Below are 17022 nucleotides of genomic sequence, written 5' to 3'. Positions count from 1 at the left end.
CGGCGGCGGTTACGCTTTGAGCGGAACCAGGCGCGGTGCAATCATGTTTTCCGGGCGCAGGATGTCGTTGAGCATCGCTTCGTCCAGCAGGCCTTCCTCACGCACCAGCTCCAGTACACCGCGGCCGCTTTCCAGCGCGATACGGGCGATACGGGTGGCGTTTTCGTAGCCGATGTACGGGTTCAGGGCGGTGACCAGGCCGATCGAGTGCTCGACCAGTTCACGGCAGCGCTGTTCGTTGGCAGTGATACCGACGATGCAATGCTCGCGCAGCATGTCCATGGCGCGTTGCAGCAGGCGGATCGAGTCGAAGATCTTGTAGGCGATCAGCGGCTCCATCACGTTCAGTTGCAGCTGGCCGCCTTCGGCCGCGAAGGTCAGGGCAATGTCGTTGCCGATGATGGCGAACGCCACCTGGTTGACCGCTTCCGGGATAACCGGGTTGACCTTGCCAGGCATGATCGAGCTGCCTGGCTGACGCGCTGGCAGATTGATTTCGTTGATGCCGGTACGCGGGCCGCTGGACAGCAGGCGCAGGTCGTTGCAGATCTTCGACAGCTTGACCGCAGTACGCTTGAGCATGCCCGAGAACAGCACGAAGGCGCCCATGTCGGAGGTGGCTTCGATCAGGTCGGCAGCCGGTACCAGCGGCTGGCCGCTGATCAGCGCCAGGCGCTGTACGGCCAGGGCCTGGTAGCCCGGGTCGGCGTTGATGCCGGTACCGATCGCGGTACGCCCAGGTTGACTTCGGTCAGCACTTCCGGCGCCAGGGTGCGCAGGCGGTTGAGGTCTTCGGTCAGGGTGGTGGCGAAGGCACGGAATTCCTGGCCCAGGGTCATCGGCACCGCGTCCTGCAGTTGGGTACGGCCCATCTTCAGTACGTGGCTGAACTCTTCACCCTTGGCAGCGAAGGCCTGGATCAGGCTGTCGAGGCTGGCCAGCAGCGCATCGTGGCCCAGCAGCAGGCCCAGACGGATGGCGGTCGGGTAGGCGTCGTTGGTCGACTGCGCCATGTTCACGTCGTTGTTCGGGTGCAGGTACTGGTACTCGCCTTTCTGGTGACCCATCGCTTCCAGCGCGATGTTGGCGATCACTTCGTTGGCGTTCATGTTGGTGGAGGTACCGGCACCGCCTGAATCATGTCGACCACGAACTGCTCGTGGAAGTCACCGCGGATCAGGCGGGCACAGGCCTCGCTGATGGCAGCGTGCTTGGCATCGCTCAGGTGGCCCAGCTCGCGGTTGGCGTCAGCGGCCGCCTGTTTGACCATGGCCAGGCCGACAACCATTTTCGGGTAGTGCGACAGCGGCACGCCAGAGAGGTGGAAGTTGTTGGCAGCACGCAGGGTCTGGATGCCGTAGTAGGCATCAGCAGGGACTTCGAGGGTGCCAAGCAGGTCTTTTTCGACACGGAACGATGCAGCAGCGGACATGATAGATATCATCTCGAGTTGGGCCCGGCACATGCCGGAATGGCGCCAATCCTAGGCCTGTGCGGATTTTGCGGCCAATGCTGTTGCGCGCTAACCTATGCACAAACGGCATAATGATCCATGTGACGCCAACCGACATTCGAGCGTGTGCCATTTTGGTGCAGGCCTGGAGAACGCGATGAACCTCGAAAGCAAATGGCTGGAAGATTTCAGTGCCCTGGCCGCCACCCGCAGCTTCTCCCAGGCGGCAGAGCGGCGCTTCGTCACCCAGCCGGCGTTCAGCCGACGCATTCGCAGTCTGGAAGCGGCGCTGGGGCTGACACTGGTCAACCGTTCGCGCACCCCCATCGAGCTGACTGCAGCCGGCCAGCTGTTTCTGGTGACGGCGCGCACGGTGGTCGACCAGTTGGGTGAAGTGCTGCGCCACTTGCATCATCTGGAAGGCGGGCAAGGCGAGGTGATTCAGGTGGCGGCGGCGCACTCGCTGGCGCTGGGGTTCTTTCCGCGCTGGATCGCGCAGTTGCGCAACGACGGCCTGAACATCGCCACGCGGCTGGTGGCGACCAACGTCGGCGATGCGGTGCACGCGCTGCGCGAAGGCGGCTGCGACCTGATGCTGGCGTTCTATGACCCGGATGCGGCACTGCAGATGGACGCCGAGATCTTCCCGTCGCTGCACCTGGGGCACACCGAGATGTTGCCGGTGTGCGCTGCGGATGCCGACGGCAAGCCGCTGTTCGACCTGGAAAACGATGCCAGCGTGCCGTTGCTGGCCTACAGCGCCGGGGCCTTCCTGGGGCGCTCGGTCAACCTGCTGCTGCGCCAGCGCAACCTGCGTTTTACCACCCTCTACGAAACCGCCATGGCCGACAGCCTCAAGAGCATGGCGCTGGAAGGCCTGGGCATTGCCTGGGTGCCACGGCTGTCGGCGCGCGCCGAGCTGGAGCGCGGCGAGCTGGTGATCTGTGGCGGCGCACAATGGCACGTGCCGCTGGAGATTCGCCTGTACCGCTGCGCGCTGGTGCGCAAGGCCAACGTGCGCCTGCTGTGGCGCAAGCTCGAAGGTGGGCCGGCGACCGCGCCGGCTTGACCCCAGGGTCAGCCCGGAGCGCTGCAAATGCCCGAAAAATAAGGCTGACAGTTGGTCGCCGGGGTGCATCAAAGCCACCGCTATGCGATATACTGCGCGGCCTTCGGTCGGCACACCCGGCCTTAATTCGCATAACAAGCCACGCCGGTCGTCCTGCGTGGCTTGTTGTTTTTTGACGCGCCTGAAGGCGCCCAAGAGAAGAGGCTCGACGATGAGTGCACTGGTTGGCGTGATCATGGGCTCCAAGTCCGATTGGTCCACCCTTAGCCACACCGCCGATATGCTGGAAAAACTCGGCATTCCCTACGAAGTGAAGGTGGTCTCCGCCCACCGCACCCCGGACCTGCTGTTCCAGTACGCCGAAGAGGCCGAAGGCCGTGGCATCGAGGTGATCATCGCCGGTGCCGGCGGTGCTGCCCACCTGCCAGGCATGTGCGCTGCCAAGACCCACCTGCCGGTGCTCGGTGTGCCGGTGCAGTCGGCCATGCTCTCGGGCGTCGACTCGCTGCTGTCGATCGTGCAGATGCCCGCCGGCATCCCGGTTGCCACCCTGGCCATCGGCAAGGCCGGCGCGATCAACGCCGCACTGCTGTCGGCGAGCATTCTGGGCGCCAAGCACCCGCAGTTCCATACCGTTCTGAAACAGTTCCGCGCTGAGCAGACAGACAACGTTCTGGACAATCCAGACCCGCGCCAGGCCTGAGGTCACACGCATGAAAATCGGTGTAATCGGTGGCGGCCAACTGGGCCGCATGCTGGCCCTGGCGGGCACTCCGCTGGGCATGAACTTCGCTTTCCTCGACCCTGCGCCGGACGCCTGTGCCGCCGCCCTGGGCGAGCACCTGCGTGCCGACTACGGCGACCAGGACCACCTGCGCCAGCTGGCCGACGAAGTCGACCTGGTGACCTTCGAGTTCGAGAGCGTACCGGCCGAGACCGTGGCGTTTCTGTCGCAGTTCGTGCCGGTGTACCCCAGCGCCGAAGCCCTGCGCATCGCGCGTGATCGCTGGTTCGAGAAGAGCATGTTCAAGGACCTGGGCATTCCGACGCCGGCCTTTGCCGACATCCAGTCGCAAGCCGACCTGGATGCGGCCGTGGCCAGCATCGGCCTGCCGGCCGTGTTGAAAACCCGCACCCTGGGCTACGACGGCAAGGGCCAGAAGGTTCTGCGCACACAGGCTGACGTTGTCGACACGTTCGCCGAGCTTGGCAGCGTGCCGTGCCTGCTCGAAGGCTTCGTGCCGTTCACCGGCGAAGTGTCGCTGATCGCCGTGCGTGCCCGCGATGGCGAGACCCGCTTCTACCCGCTGGTGCACAACACCCACGACAGCGGCATCCTGCGCCTGTCGGTGGCGAGTGAAGACCACATGTTGCAAGGCCTGGCCGAAGACTACGCCGGCCGCGTGCTCAAGCAGCTCGACTATGTGGGCGTGCTGGCGTTCGAGTTCTTTGAGGTCGACGGTGGCCTGAAAGCCAACGAAATCGCCCCGCGCGTGCACAACTCCGGGCACTGGACCATCGAAGGCGCCGAGTGCAGCCAGTTCGAGAACCACCTGCGCGCCGTGGCCGGCCTGCCGCTGGGCTCGACCGCCAAGGTTGGTGAAAGCGCCATGCTCAACTTCATCGGCGAAGTGCCAGCAGTGGACCAGGTCGTGGCCATCGACGACTGCCACCTGCACCACTACGGCAAGGCCTTCAAGGTTGGGCGCAAGGTCGGCCACGCCACGCTGCGTTGCGACGACATGGCCACGCTGGAACAGAAGATCCAGCAGGTCGAAGCGCTGATCGCAGGCTGAGTTGAACCATTTCACCGGTGCATCCCTCTGATGGCAGGATGCCAAAGCGCTGACTAGGCTTTGGCTCGTGCACTCAATTCAGAGGGAATGCCATGGGTATCATCGGAACCATCTTCATCGGCCTGATCGTGGGCTTGCTGGCACGTTTCCTCAAGCCGGGCGACGACAGCATGGGTTGGATCATGACCATCCTGCTGGGTATCGCCGGCTCCCTGGCGGCAACCTACGGTGGCCAGGCGCTGGGGATCTACCATGCGGGCGAGGGCGCTGGCTTCCTGGGTGCGCTGGTGGGCGCGATCATCCTGCTGGTGATCTACGGCATGATCAAAAAGCGCTCATAGGACGCTAGAATGCTCGGCAATCGAACCTTTTCGTTGCCGAGCCTTTTTCATGCGTCGAATCCTGCTGCTTTCCTTGTTGCTGTGTAGTGCCGTGGCGCGGGCCGAGCTGCCCGAAACCGACTGGCTGGAACTGATGCCCGCGTCGGACCAGAAGGCACTGGAACAGATGCCCGAGATCGACCATGACTCTCCCGAGGCCATGGGCACCTTTACCGACAAGGGCGGCCTGAAGCAGAGCAAGGGCCTGCCGGCGGTGATGTATTCGAACAAGACGGTGGCGGCCATGAACGGCAAGCAGATCCGTCTGGGCGGATACCCCGTGCCGTTGGAGACCGACGCCAAAGGCAACAGCACCTTGTTCTTCCTCGTGCCTTATCCTGGTGCCTGCATCCATGTACCGCCACCGCCGCCCAACCAACTGGTGCTGGTGCGCTATCCGCACGGGTTGAAGCTGGACGATATCTACACTCCGCTGTGGGTCAGCGGCACGCTGAAGGTGGAGAAGGTCAGCAATGACCTGGCCGATGCGGCGTATGCGCTGGATGCGGGGAAAGTGCGTGTGGTGCAGGATGCCGATCTGTAACCGCGTCGCCTTCTTCGCTGCAAGCAGCTCCCACCAACCCTGTGGGAGCTGGCTTGCCAGCGAAGGGGCCCGAATAGACGACACATGACCACCCTGACTCTGCACAACCTGCACTGGTCCCCCAAGGGCCATGGCCACTGCCACCACCAGTTCCAGCTGCGTGACGTCGACCTGCAGGTGAACCCTGGCGAGTTCGTCGGCCTGATCGGCCCCAACGGCAGCGGCAAGACCAGCCTTCTGCGTTGCGCCTATCGCTTCAATGCGCCCGAGCGTGGGCAGGTCACCCTTGACGATCACGACCTCTGGCGGCAGACCCCACGCTGGTGTGCCCAGCGCATCGCGGTGGTGCTGCAGGAATTCCCCGATGCCTTCGGCCTGAGCGTCGAAGAAGTGGTTGCCATGGGCCGTACCCCGCACAAGGGGCTGTTCGACGGCGACAGCAGCGACGACCGCCAGCGCGTGCAGCAGGCGCTGAGCGCCGTGGGCCTGCAAGGCTTCGACGACCACGCCTTCGCCACCCTCTCGGGCGGTGAGAAACAACGCGTGATCCTCGCCCGCGCGCTGGTCCAGCAACCGCAGGTACTGATCCTCGACGAACCGACCAACCACCTCGACCCGCGCTACCAACTGGCCCTGCTGCACCAGGTGCGCCAACTGCGCATTGCCACCCTGGCCAGCATCCATGACCTGAACCTGGCCGCCGCCTTCTGCGACCGCCTCTATGTACTCGACCGCGGCAGCGTGGTCACCAGCGGCACGCCGCACGAGGTGCTCACCGCCGAACTGCTGCGCGAAGTGTTCGGCGTCGAGGCGCTGATCGACCGCCACCCGCTGGCCGACCATCCACGCATCACCTGGATAACCCCACGATGATCCGCTCCACACTGCTGCTCGGCTTGTGCCTGTTCGCCGGCAGCGCGCTGGCCGAGGCCACCCGCTACCCGCTCACGGTCACCAGTTGCAACCGCGAGGTGACCTTCGCCAAGGCCCCCGAACGGGCCCTGAGCCACGACATCAACATGACCCAGATGATGCTCGCCCTCGGCCTGCGTTCGAAGATGGTCGGCTACAGCGGGGTCAGCGGCTGGAAGGCAGTGACCCCGGCACTGCGCAAGGAACTCGATGGCTTGCCGGAACTGGCCAGCAAGTACCCGTCGGTGGAAACCCTGCTCAACGCCAACGTCGACTTCTTTTTCGCCGGCTGGGACTACGGCATGCGTGTGGGCGGCGACCTCACCCCGCACAGCCTGGCGCCGCTGGGCATCCCGGTGTATGAGCTGACCGAGTCGTGCGCGTTCGTGATGAAGCGCCCGCCGGCCAGCCTCGACGACACCTACACCGACCTGCGCAACCTGGGGCGCATCTTCGACGTGCAGGCCCGCGCCAGCCAGTTGATCGAACAGATGCAGCAACGCGTCGCACGCGTGCAGCAGCACCTGCCGGCACAGCGCCCACGGGTGTTCCTGTATGACAGCGGCGAAGACCGTGCGATGACCTCCGGCCGCCTGGGCATGCCCGAAGCCCTGATCAACGCCGCCGGCGGGCGCAACATCCTCGACGATGTCGAGGCCAGCTGGACCCGCGTCAACTGGGAGAACGTGGTCGCGCGCAACCCCGAAGTGATCGTGATCGTGGACTACGGCGAGATCAGCGCCGCCCAGAAGCAACAGTTCCTCGAACAGCACCCGGCCCTGCAATCGGTGGCGGCGATCCGCGACAAGCGTTTCGTGGTCATCCCGTACGTGGCCGCCACGCCGAGCCTGGACAACGTCGAGGCCATCGAGGCCATCGCCAAGAGCCTGCACGGCGCATGAACGGCCGCTATCGCCTGATGCTGCTGGCGCTGGCCGGCCTGCTGCTGGTGTCGTGCGTGGTGTCGCTGGGGTTCGGTTCGGCGCCCGTGCCGGTGTCGGTGGTGTGGCAGGTGTTGCTGTTCAAGGTGCTCGGCATCGCCCCTGACGCCCCCGCCTGGACGCCCGGCCAGGAGCACATCGTGTGGCTGATCCGGGTCCCGCGCATGCTGCTGGGTGCCCTGGTGGGCGGCGGCCTGGCGCTGATCGGCGCGGTATTGCAGGCGGTCACGCGCAACCCGCTGGCCGACCCTCATCTGTTGGGCGTGACCTCGGGCGCAACCCTGGGAGCGGTGCTGGTGGTGCTGCACCTGGGCGAGTTGATCGGCGTGCTGACGCTGCCGCTGGCCGCCTTTGTCGGCGCCTTGTGCAGCATGCTGCTGGTGCTGGCGATTGCCAGCCGGCATGGCCGCCTGGACAGTGATCGGCTGCTGCTTTGCGGTGTGGCGGTGGCGTTCGTGATGATGGCGCTGGCCAACCTGTTGCTGTTCATGGGCGATCACCGCGCCAGCTCCGCGGTGATGTTCTGGATGCTCGGCGGCCTCGGCCTGGCGCGCTGGGAGCTGCTGGCGATACCGGCGGCAGCGTGGTGCTGGGGCTGATGTTGCTGCTGGGCATGGCGCGCTCGCTGAATGCGCTGATGGCCGGCGAGCAGACCGCCGTGACCCTGGGCCTGAACGTCCGTTCGGTGCGGCTGGTGGCGTTTCTGATCTGCTCGCTGCTGACCGGGGTGCTGGTGGCCATCAGCGGCTCGATCGGCTTTGTCGGGCTGATGGTGCCGCACATCGCGCGGCGCCTGGTGGGCGCCGAGCACCGGCGGCTGTTGCCGGTGGCGCTGTTGCTGGGCAGCCTGTTCCTGATCTGGGTGGATGTGGCCGCGCGCACCCTGATCTCACCCGAGGATCTGCCCATCGGCATCGCCACCGCCGCCCTTGGCGGGCTGTTCTTCATCGGCATGATGCGCCGGCGCTGAGGCCGGGCGCTCAGCGCGCCTGGGGCGCCGGGGTGAAGTCGCCTGCTGCACCGGGCCGGGGTTGTCGGCAAGGTCGCGACCGTAGGCACAGAAGCGCCAGGGCCAGCGCTTGTCCAATGCATGAAACTGGTTGTTGAGCTGTGCGCGATAACCCTGCATGTTCGCGCAATCGACCGGCCCCTGGTCGGTTCGGTCGTACTTGTACATGACGCTGGAGAGTTCGTTGGGTGACGACAGGGCCATGACCCGCCAGGCGTCATCGCCGTCGCGGCGTGCCAGGCCAGGTTTCTGGGTGGGCGGGGTATCGTCGATTTCACGCAGGGCAAACGAGGCATGCGTGTGCCACGCCCCACCCACCGGCTTGCCGATTACGCAGGCGATGTAGATACCTTCTGTGGGCGGCGTCGCCAGGTTCAATAGCGGTTGCGCTTCGATGGGCTGCGCTGCGCCGTAGCCGGCGCCCTGCTCACAGTCAGTGCTGCGGGCCGCGCCGGTCTTGACCTTCACCTGCTCGAAGCCCTCGCCCAGGCGCAGGTCCCAGCGCGCCGGCCGCAGCACACCCTGCTCATCGGGGATCTGGCTGCGGCTGCTCCAGACATGCTGGAAAGGTCGCGTGATGGGCACCTGGGGTTCAGTGTCGAGGCCGCCGACATCAAACGAACCATCCGCCTTGAATGCGCCGATCAGGCTGTGTACCGCGGTGAAGTAGCTGGCCCCCTCGCGCGCCTCGCCCTGCTGGTTCGCACCGATCTCGCAAGGACGCGCCAGGCCGCAGCCGTTGTAGCCACGCTCAAGCGTGGTATTGAGTATCCCGATGATGGTGTCCTGCAAACGCTCCACCACCGGGCCGCCGGAAGAGCCGCCCGCCACCCCCGCGCAGTCATTGCCCAGCGCAGCGGGCCAGAACCATGGTGCGAACGACTCATAGAGCGCCTGGCGCGGCTGGCTGGTGCACTCGGCATGACGCAGGAACTGCTCGCGCGGGTCCACCCCGATCACCGGTACCTGAAGTAGTTCGAGCGGGCGCACATCGCCGCTGAAGGCGCGCAGTTGCAACGGCCGGATCCCGAGCGCAGCGAGCTCACCATAGGTGGCGGCCAGTTCCAGCACGGCCAGGTCGACGTACTTCATCGTGGCGTACAACACCCGCCTGACCTGTTGGGGCTGGTGCTGGGCCTGATTGTCATGGAAGAACGCCGGGGTGAAGCGCCAGTGCGCGGCGGCCTCGCGGTTCAGCCACACTTCGTTCTGGTTGAAGTAGTTGACGCAGTGCCCTGCACTCAGATCAATGCCGGCGCACTCGCCGGCGGCGTACGGCTGCCGCGACCAGCGTGGCAGTGCAACTGCTGTCCGCGCGCAACTGCCCGACCGCAAAAAAACGTGCCGCATAATTGTCGCTGGCCGACAGCAGCCTGGCCGGCGCAGCGGCGTCGGCCTGCACCTGGCCTGGCGCGCGCAGCTCAGCGGTGGCCTGCGCCACCGCGCCAAGCAGCCCGCACAGGCATGCAACCCTCAAGCGTCGACACACGTGGCTGTCCATAGCATTGACTCCGTAGGTACGTGGCTCTGATGGCCATCATGCTCGGCACGATCAGCTCACACGTCTACTGATACAAATGCCAGGTGCCCTCGGTCAGGTCTTGAGACGTATTGTCGCGGTGCACGGTTCGAAGCCCGTGATAGCCTAGCGTTCGCTTGACGCACAAGAAGACTGACCTCCAACGGAATGCCAACCAATGACCGTACATCAGCCCCCTGACACCCCCTCGCACGACCTGCAACGCAACCTCACCAACCGTCACATCCAGCTCATCGCCATTGGCGGCGCCATCGGCACCGGCCTGTTCATGGGCTCGGGCAAGACCATCAGCCTGGCCGGCCCGTCGATCATCTTCGTCTACATGATCATCGGCTTCATGCTGTTCTTCGTCATGCGTGCCATGGGCGAACTGCTGCTGTCGAACCTCAACTACAAGTCATTCATCGACTTCGCCGCCGACCTGCTCGGCCCCTGGGCCGGCTATTTCACCGGCTGGACCTACTGGTTCTGCTGGATCATCACCGGCATCGCCGACGTGATCGCGATCGCCGCCTACTCGCAATTCTGGTTCCCCGAGCTGCCGCAATGGGCGCCGGCACTGGCCTGTGTCGGCGTGCTGCTGTCGCTCAACCTGATCACCGTGAAGCTGTTCGGCGAAATCGAGTTCTGGTTCGCCCTGATCAAGATCATCGCGATCCTGGCCCTGGTGTGCACCGGCCTGTACATGGTCTTCGTCGGCTTCCAGTCGCCCGGTGGCAGCAACGCGCAACTGAGCAACCTGTGGAACGACGCCGGCATGTTCCCGCATGGCCTGATGGGCTTTTTCGCGGGCTTTCAGATTGCCGTGTTCGCCTTTGTCGGCATCGAGCTGGTGGGCACCACCGCCGCCGAAGCCAAGAACCCCGAGCGCACCCTGCCGCGCGCGATCAACTCGATCCCGATCCGCATCATCATGTTCTACGTGCTGGCCCTGATCGCGATCATGGCGGTGACCCCATGGCGCGACGTGGTGCCGGGCAAGAGCCCGTTCGTCGAACTGTTCGTGCTGGCCGGGTTGCCGGCGGCGGCGAGCATCATCAACTTCGTGGTGCTGACCTCGGCGGCCTCCTCGGCCAACAGCGGGGTGTTTTCCACCAGCCGCATGCTGTTCGGCCTGGCCCAGCAGGGCGATGCACCAAAAAGCTTCGAGACCCTGTCCAGCCGCAAGGTGCCGGCCAACGGCCTGTACTTCTCGTGCACCTGCCTGCTGCTGGGCGCGGCACTGATGTACGTGATCCCCGACCTGATCGAAGCCTTCACCCTGGTGACCACGGTGTCGGCGATCCTGTTCATGTTCGTGTGGACGCTGATCCTGCTGTCCTACCTGACCTACCGCAAGGAGCGCCCGGCGCTGCACCAGGCCTCAAAGTACAAGATGCCGGGCGGGCGCTTCATGTGCTGGGTGTGCCTGGCCTTCTTCGCCTTCATCCTGGTGCTGCTGTGCCTGGAGAGCGATACCCGCCAGGCACTGCTGGTGACGCCAGTGTGGTTCGTGTTGCTGGCGGTCACCTACCAGAGCGTACGGCGCAAGCGCCAGGCGCGTGCGCCGGTGCCCGCTGCCGCGCCGCGTCAGTCGTAGTCGTACTCTTGCTGCTGGAGGGCCTCGGCAAGCCCTTCCAGCACACCATCGGCCTCGGCCCGCTGCTCGGGCGATGGGCCGCTGGCAAACTGGCTGCGCTGCTGGCCCAGGGTGAGGAACGCATTGTCGCCATCACCCCAGATATACGAATAGACCAGCAGGAAGCTGTCCGACTCGGGCGTGGCGTACTTCGCCATCTGACGCAGAGGGGCCAGCAGTTGGATCATCTCGCCGTAGTTGTTGGTGAACTCCACCAGCGCGAACTGCCAGACCTGCGACGCCTCGTCGTACTGCATCAGGCTCCCGTACATGCAGTCGACCCAGCCCTGGAGCACATCGCCCAGCGCTGGCGCATTGTCAGGCGCCTTCTGCTCCAGATCACGTACCCCGTGTACCTCGGCGGCGTCCAGCCACTGCTGCCAGTCATCGAACTCGCCAGCGCCCACTGCGGGTGAAGTGATCGCGGCCTGATATTGGGCCGGGGTGATGTTGCAGCGAAAGTACAGCGATGACGCTTCCATGGCGAAAGTCCTTGAGCCGAGGTGAAGTGAGGGCGCAAGGGTAAACCAAAGCCATGGTCGATTGCTGTGCATGCATCACGTCGCTGCACCACCACTGGCGCCATCACGGTGCACGCCCACTGCAGGTGAAGCCAGGCCGCCCGCTCTGGCACGCCTGCATGCAACATCGGCACAGCCCTTGCTAAAGCTCTCTGCAGAAGTCGCCATCTGCCCACCAGAACAATTCGATTCCATGGAGAGAGCACTATGAAGCGTCGCAGTCTGATCAAGGCATTCACCCTCAGCGCGTCGATTGCCGCGATGGGCCTGAGCTGGACGGTCCAGGCCGCCGAGACCATCAAGGTCGGCATCCTGCATTCGCTGTCGGGCACCATGGCGATCTCCGAGACCTCGCTCAAGGACATGGCCCTGATGACCATCGAGCAGATCAACGCCAAGGGCGGGGTGAACGGCAAGCTGCTCGAAGCAGTGGTGGTCGACCCGGCCTCCAACTGGCCGCTGTTCGCCGAAAAGAGCCGCCAGCTGCTGACCCAGGACAAGGTGGCGGTGGTGTTCGGCTGCTGGACCTCGGTGTCGCGCAAGTCGGTGCTGCCGGTGTTCGAGGAACTCAACGGGCTGCTGTTCTACCCGGTGCAGTACGAAGGTGAGGAGATGTCGCCCAACGTGTTCTACACAGGCGCCGCGCCCAACCAGCAGGCGATCCCGGCGGTGGACTACCTGATGAGCGAGGACGGCGGCGCGGCCAAGCGCTACTTCCTGCTGGGCACCGACTACGTCTACCCGCGCACCACCAACAAGATCCTGCGCGCCTTCCTGCACAGCAAGGGCGTGGCCGACAAGGACATCGAAGAGGTGTACACCCCGTTCGGCCACAGCGATTACCAGACCATCGTCGCCAACATCAAGAAGTTCTCGGCCGGCGGCAAGACCGCGGTGATCTCCACCGTCAACGGCGACTCCAACGTGCCGTTCTACAAGGAGCTGGCCAACCAGGGCCTGAAGGCCACCGACGTGCCGGTGGTGGCGTTCTCGGTGGGCGAAGAGGAGTTGCGCGGCATCGACACCAAGCCGCTGGTGGGTCACCTGGCGGCATGGAACTACTTCGAGTCGGTGGACAACCCGGTCAACACGCAGTTCGTCTCGGACTGGAAGGCCTACGCCAAGGCCAAGAACCTGCCAGGGGCCGACAAGGCGGTGACCAACGACCCGATGGAGGCCACCTACGTGGGCATCCATATGTGGGCGCAGGCTGTGGAAAAAGCCAAGTCCACCGACGTGGACAAGGTGCGTGAAGCGCTGGCCGGGCAGTCGTTCAAGGCACCGTCGGGCTTCACCCTGAGCATGGACAAGACCAACCACCACCTGCACAAGCCGGTGATGATCGGTGAAATCCAGGATGACGGGCAGTTCAGCGTGGTGTGGCAGACCGAGCAACCGCTGCGTGCGCAGCCGTGGAGCCCGTTCATACCGGGTAACGACAAGCGGCCCGATTATGCCGTGAAAGGTAACTGAGGCGGGGGGCCGCTTTGCGGCCCATTCGCTGGCAAGCCAGCTCCCACAGGGATCCAAGGCGCTCACACAACCTGTGGGCGCTGGCTTGCCAGCGATGAGGCCCTGACCGTCACCTCACTTCTCAAGGAAGCCGCCATGCCCAAGGCACTCCACACGCTGCTGCTCGCCCTGCTCCTGCTGCTGCCCCTGGCCGCGCAGGCCGGCGACGCCGACTTCTTCATCGCCGCCAAGCCCAACGAGCAGGCCAGCCTGCTGCAGGGCTGGGCGGCGCAACCCGACACCGCGCGCCTCGACCTGCTGACGTCCCTTCAGCAAGGTCGCCTGGGCCCCGACGACCACCGCAAGCTGCGCCTGAACAACCGCCTGCGCGGGCTGGTCGAGAATGCGCTGGCCAGCCATCAACTGCTCAGCAGTGACGCCAAGGTACGCCTGAGTGCTGCCCAGCAACTGCAAAAAAGTGCACAACCGGCCCAGGTCGCCTTCCTCGACCGGCGCTTCGCCAGCGAGACCGACGCCGCCGTGCACGCCGCCCTCGGCCTGGCCCTGGCCAACCTGCAACTGGTCGCCAACGACCCCGCCGTGCGCCTGGCCGCGGTACGCCTGCTGGGCGAAACCGGCGACCCGATGGCCCGCACCCGTCTCGAAAGCCTGCTCGACCCCGGCATCGAAGCCGACCCGGCAGTGCGCACCGCCGCAGAAACCAGCCTGGCCCAGGTCAAGCGCAAACTGCTGATCGGCGAACTGCTGGGCCAGGCCTTCAGCGGCCTGTCGCTGGGCTCGATCCTGCTGCTGGCAGCCCTTGGCCTGGCGATCACCTTCGGCCTGCTGGGGGTGATCAACATGGCCCACGGCGAGATGCTGATGCTCGGCGCCTACAGCACGTATGGGGTGCAGTTGCTGGTGCAACGCTACGCCCCCGAGGCGCTTGCGTTCTATCCACTGCTGGCACTGCCGGTGGCCTTCGCTGTCAGCGCCGGGGTCGGCATGCTGCTGGAGCGCACCGTGATCCGCCACCTCTACGGCCGCCCGCTGGAAACCCTGCTGGCGACCTGGGGCATCAGCCTGATCCTGATCCAGGCCATCCGCCTGCTGTTCGGCGCACAGAACGTCGAAGTGGCCAACCCGGCCTGGCTGTCCGGTGGCGTGCAAGTGCTGCCCAACCTGGTACTGCCTTACAGCCGCATCGTGATCATCGGTTTTGCCCTGTTCGTGGTACTGCTGACCTGGCTGCTGCTGAACAAGACCCGCCTGGGCCTGAACGTGCGCGCCGTCACCCAGAACCGCAACATGGCCGCCTGCTGCGGCGTGCCCACCGGTCGCGTGGACATGCTCGCCTTTGGCCTGGGCTCGGGTATCGCCGGCCTTGGCGGCGTGGCCCTGAGCCAGATCGGCAACGTCGGCCCGGACCTGGGCCAGAGCTACATCATCGACTCGTTCCTGGTCGTGGTGCTCGGCGGTGTCGGGCAACTGGCCGGCACCCTCTGGGCAGCCTTCGGCTTAGGGATAGCCAACAAGTTGCTGGAGCCGCAGATCGGTGCGGTGCTCGGCAAGATCCTCATCCTTGCGCTGATCATTCTGTTCATCCAGAAGCGTCCGCAAGGTCTGTTCGCCCTCAAGGGACGGGTAATCGACTGATGAACCAGCCACTGCTTGTCACTGCCACGCAAAAAGCCGGCCCGCGCCTGACCCTGGCCATCGGCGCCCTGGTGCTGCTGGTGCTGATCGCCCTGCCGCTGCTGTCGCTGCTGCCGGCCGGGCACAGCCTGCAGGTGTCGGCCTACACCCTGACCCTGGTGGGCAAGATCCTCTGCTATGCCGTCGTTGCCCTGGCGCTTGATCTGGTGTGGGGCTACGCCGGGCTGCTGTCGCTGGGCCATGGCCTGTTCTTCGCCCTGGGCGGCTATGCCATGGGCATGTACCTGATGCGCGAAGCGGCCGGTGACGGCCTGCCGGCGTTCATGACTTTCCTCTCGTGGACCGAGCTGCCGTGGTACTGGGCCGGCACCCAGCATTTTGCCTGGGCGCTGTGCCTGGTGGTGCTGGCGCCGGGGCTGCTGGCGCTGGTGTTCGGCTACTTCGCGTTCCGCTCGCGGATCAAGGGCGTGTACTTCTCGATCATGACCCAGGCCCTGACCTTCGCCGGCATGCTGCTGTTCTTTCGCAACGAGACCGGCTTTGGCGGCAACAACGGCTTCACCAACTTTCGCCGCATCCTGGGCTTCGAGATCACCGCCCAGGGCACCCGCGCGGTGCTGTTCCTGCTGACCGTGGCCTTGCTGGCGGGCAGCCTGTACGCGGGCTGGCGGCTGGCGCGCAGCAAGTTCGGGCGGGTGCTCACGGCGCTGCGCGATGCCGAGAACCGCCTGATGTTCTGCGGCTACGACCCGCGCGGCTTCAAGCTGTTCGTGTGGGTGTTGAGCGCAGTGCTGTGCGGCCTGGCCGGGGCGCTGTACGTGCCGCAGGTGGGCATCATCAACCCCAGCGAAATGTCGCCGACCAACTCCATCGAGGCCGCCGTGTGGGTCGCGCTGGGTGGGCGCGGCACGCTGATCGGGCCGCTGCTGGGCGCAGGCCTGGTCAATGGCATGAAGAGCTGGTTCACCGTGGCGTTCCCCGAGTTCTGGCTGTTCTTCCTCGGCGCGCTGTTCATCCTCGTGACGCTGTACCTGCCCAAGGGCGTGGTCGGCCTGCTGAAGAAAAGGGGCGAACAATGAGAAGCGTACCGCTACCCGCCGTGCACCCCGAATTCATGCTCGAACCGATCCTCGACGCCGGCAGCGGCCGTGACGCCATCGGCCTGGGTCAAAGCCGTCAGCCAGGCCTGGACGTGCGCCATGGCACCGTGCTGACGCTGGAAGACATCAGCGTCAGCTTCGACGGGTTCAAGGCCCTGAATGACCTGAACCTGTACATCGGCGTGGGCGAGTTGCGCTGCATCATCGGCCCCAACGGCGCGGGCAAGACCACCTTGATGGACGTGATCACCGGCAAGACCCGGCCCAGCGCCGGCAAGGCCTGGTTTGGCGAGACCCTGGACCTGACCCGCATGAGCGAGGTGCAGATCGCCCAGGCCGGGATCGGCCGCAAGTTCCAGAAGCCCACGGTGTTCGAGGCCTTGAGCGTGTACGAGAACCTGGAGCTGGCGCAGAAGGCCGACAAGTCGGTGTGGGCCAGCCTGTGCGCGACGTTGAGTGGCGAGCAGAAGGACCGGATCGGCGAGGTGCTGCAGACCATTCGCCTGACGAGCTCGGCGCAGCGCCCGGCGGGGTTGCTCTCGCATGGGCAGAAGCAGTTCCTGGAGATCGGCATGTTGCTGATGCAGGACCCGCAGTTGCTGTTGCTGGATGAACCGGTGGCGGGCATGACCGATGCCGAGACCGAATTCACCGCCGAGCTGTTCAAAAGCCTGGCCGGCAAGCATTCGCTGATGGTGGTGGAGCACGACATGGGCTTTGTCGGCAGCATTGCCGACCATGTGACGGTGCTGCACCAGGGCAGCGTGCTGGCCGAGGGCTCGCTGGAGCAGGTGCAGGCCGATGATCGGGTGATCGAGGTGTATCTGGGCCGCTAAAGAGCTTCGCTGGCAAGCCAGCTCCCACAGGGATTTGCGGCGCTCACAAAACCCTGTGGGAGCTGGCTTGCCAGCGAAGCGGTGTGCCCAGCACACCGCCGGTAACTGGCCTCAGACCTTCTGGTACAGCTGGCTGCCTTCCTGGCGGAACCGCTCGGCCTGCTCGCGCATGCCCTCTTCAACCGCAGCCTCGAC

15 protein-coding genes and 2 pseudogenes are annotated in these 17022 nt (G+C 65.2%); 13 read left to right on the top strand and 4 right to left on the bottom strand.

All coding sequences use genetic code 11. The features are described 5' to 3' along the window. Positions 1–9: 9 nt before the first annotated feature. A pseudogene (gene aspA, locus G3436_RS13105) lies at positions 10–1432 on the bottom strand (aspartate ammonia-lyase). A gap of 178 nt (positions 1433–1610) precedes the next feature. On the opposite strand from aspA, the gene G3436_RS13100 reads away from it, so the two are divergent. From G3436_RS13100 to G3436_RS13065, 8 genes and pseudogenes are all read left to right on the top strand, one after another. Beyond that, entirely contained in the window at positions 1611–2522 is a 912-nt protein-coding gene (locus G3436_RS13100; RefSeq protein ID WP_163945562.1) for a LysR substrate-binding domain-containing protein, read from the top strand. Positions 2523–2733: 211 nt separating this feature from the next. Then, positions 2734–3225 (top strand): 5-(carboxyamino)imidazole ribonucleotide mutase, encoded by a 492-nt coding sequence (gene purE, locus G3436_RS13095; protein ID WP_054916459.1) that lies wholly within the window; start codon positions 2734–2736, stop codon positions 3223–3225. A 10-nt stretch (positions 3226–3235) separates the two neighbouring features. Continuing rightward, positions 3236–4318, top strand: coding sequence for a 5-(carboxyamino)imidazole ribonucleotide synthase (locus tag G3436_RS13090; RefSeq protein ID WP_163945560.1), 1083 nt, complete (start codon positions 3236–3238; stop codon positions 4316–4318). A gap of 92 nt (positions 4319–4410) precedes the next feature. Next, positions 4411–4659, top strand: a complete 249-nt coding sequence (locus G3436_RS13085; protein ID WP_163945557.1) for a GlsB/YeaQ/YmgE family stress response membrane protein — start codon at positions 4411–4413, stop codon at positions 4657–4659. A gap of 49 nt (positions 4660–4708) precedes the next feature. Then, positions 4709–5242, top strand: a complete 534-nt coding sequence (locus G3436_RS13080; RefSeq protein WP_163945554.1) for a DUF3299 domain-containing protein — start codon at positions 4709–4711, stop codon at positions 5240–5242. Between the two features lie 84 nt (positions 5243–5326). Further along, positions 5327–6115, top strand: a complete 789-nt coding sequence (locus G3436_RS13075) for an ABC transporter ATP-binding protein (protein WP_163945551.1) — start codon at positions 5327–5329, stop codon at positions 6113–6115. Then, entirely contained in the window at positions 6112–7056 is a 945-nt protein-coding gene (locus tag G3436_RS13070; RefSeq protein ID WP_163945548.1) for an ABC transporter substrate-binding protein, read from the top strand. The genes G3436_RS13075 and G3436_RS13070 overlap by 4 nt, the downstream gene beginning before the upstream one ends. Next, positions 7053–8065 (top strand): annotated as a pseudogene (locus G3436_RS13065) (FecCD family ABC transporter permease). The gene G3436_RS13070 and the pseudogene G3436_RS13065 overlap by 4 nt, the downstream one beginning before the upstream one ends. On the opposite strand, the gene G3436_RS13060 reads toward G3436_RS13065, so the two are convergent. Next, a complete protein-coding gene (locus G3436_RS13060; protein WP_163945546.1) occupies positions 7985–9307 on the bottom strand; it encodes a trypsin in 1323 nt (440 codons plus the stop codon). The pseudogene G3436_RS13065 and the gene G3436_RS13060 sit on opposite strands and share 81 nt — an antisense overlap. Positions 9308–9350: 43 nt before the next feature. Continuing rightward, positions 9351–9605 carry a hypothetical protein gene (locus tag G3436_RS13055; protein ID WP_163945543.1) on the bottom strand — a complete coding sequence of 85 codons (255 nt, stop codon included), beginning with the start codon at positions 9603–9605 and terminating at the stop codon, positions 9351–9353. 196 nt (positions 9606–9801) lie between these two features. Here G3436_RS13055 and cycA point away from each other — a divergent pair, with 196 nt between their 5' ends. After that, positions 9802–11223 carry a D-serine/D-alanine/glycine transporter gene (cycA, locus tag G3436_RS13050; protein ID WP_163945541.1) on the top strand — a complete coding sequence of 474 codons (1422 nt, stop codon included), beginning with the start codon at positions 9802–9804 and terminating at the stop codon, positions 11221–11223. Here cycA and G3436_RS13045 read toward each other — a convergent pair. After that, complete coding sequence (locus G3436_RS13045; protein ID WP_163945539.1) at positions 11214–11744, bottom strand: hypothetical protein; 531 nt, start codon at positions 11742–11744, stop codon at positions 11214–11216. The genes cycA and G3436_RS13045 overlap by 10 nt on opposite strands. Positions 11745–11990: 246 nt before the next feature. Here G3436_RS13045 and urtA point away from each other — a divergent pair, with 246 nt between their 5' ends. From urtA to urtD, 4 genes are all read left to right on the top strand, one after another. Beyond that, positions 11991–13256 carry an urea ABC transporter substrate-binding protein gene (gene urtA / locus G3436_RS13040; RefSeq protein WP_163945536.1) on the top strand — a complete coding sequence of 422 codons (1266 nt, stop codon included), beginning with the start codon at positions 11991–11993 and terminating at the stop codon, positions 13254–13256. Between the two features lie 135 nt (positions 13257–13391). Continuing rightward, complete coding sequence (urtB, locus tag G3436_RS13035; RefSeq protein WP_163945533.1) at positions 13392–14891, top strand: urea ABC transporter permease subunit UrtB; 1500 nt, start codon at positions 13392–13394, stop codon at positions 14889–14891. After that, positions 14891–15970 carry an urea ABC transporter permease subunit UrtC gene (urtC, locus tag G3436_RS13030; RefSeq protein ID WP_163945530.1) on the top strand — a complete coding sequence of 360 codons (1080 nt, stop codon included), beginning with the start codon at positions 14891–14893 and terminating at the stop codon, positions 15968–15970. The genes urtB and urtC overlap by 1 nt, the downstream gene beginning before the upstream one ends. 35 nt (positions 15971–16005) lie before the next feature. After that, positions 16006–16827, top strand: coding sequence for an urea ABC transporter ATP-binding protein UrtD (gene urtD, locus G3436_RS13025; RefSeq protein ID WP_420801209.1), 822 nt, complete (start codon positions 16006–16008; stop codon positions 16825–16827). The last annotated feature ends 195 nt before the right edge of the window (positions 16828–17022 follow it).

The sequence above is a fragment of the Pseudomonas brassicae genome (genome assembly GCF_010671725.1).
GTDB classification, from domain to species: Bacteria; Pseudomonadota; Gammaproteobacteria; order Pseudomonadales; family Pseudomonadaceae; genus Aquipseudomonas; species Aquipseudomonas brassicae.
This window is presented reverse-complemented; position numbering and strand designations above follow the sequence as displayed.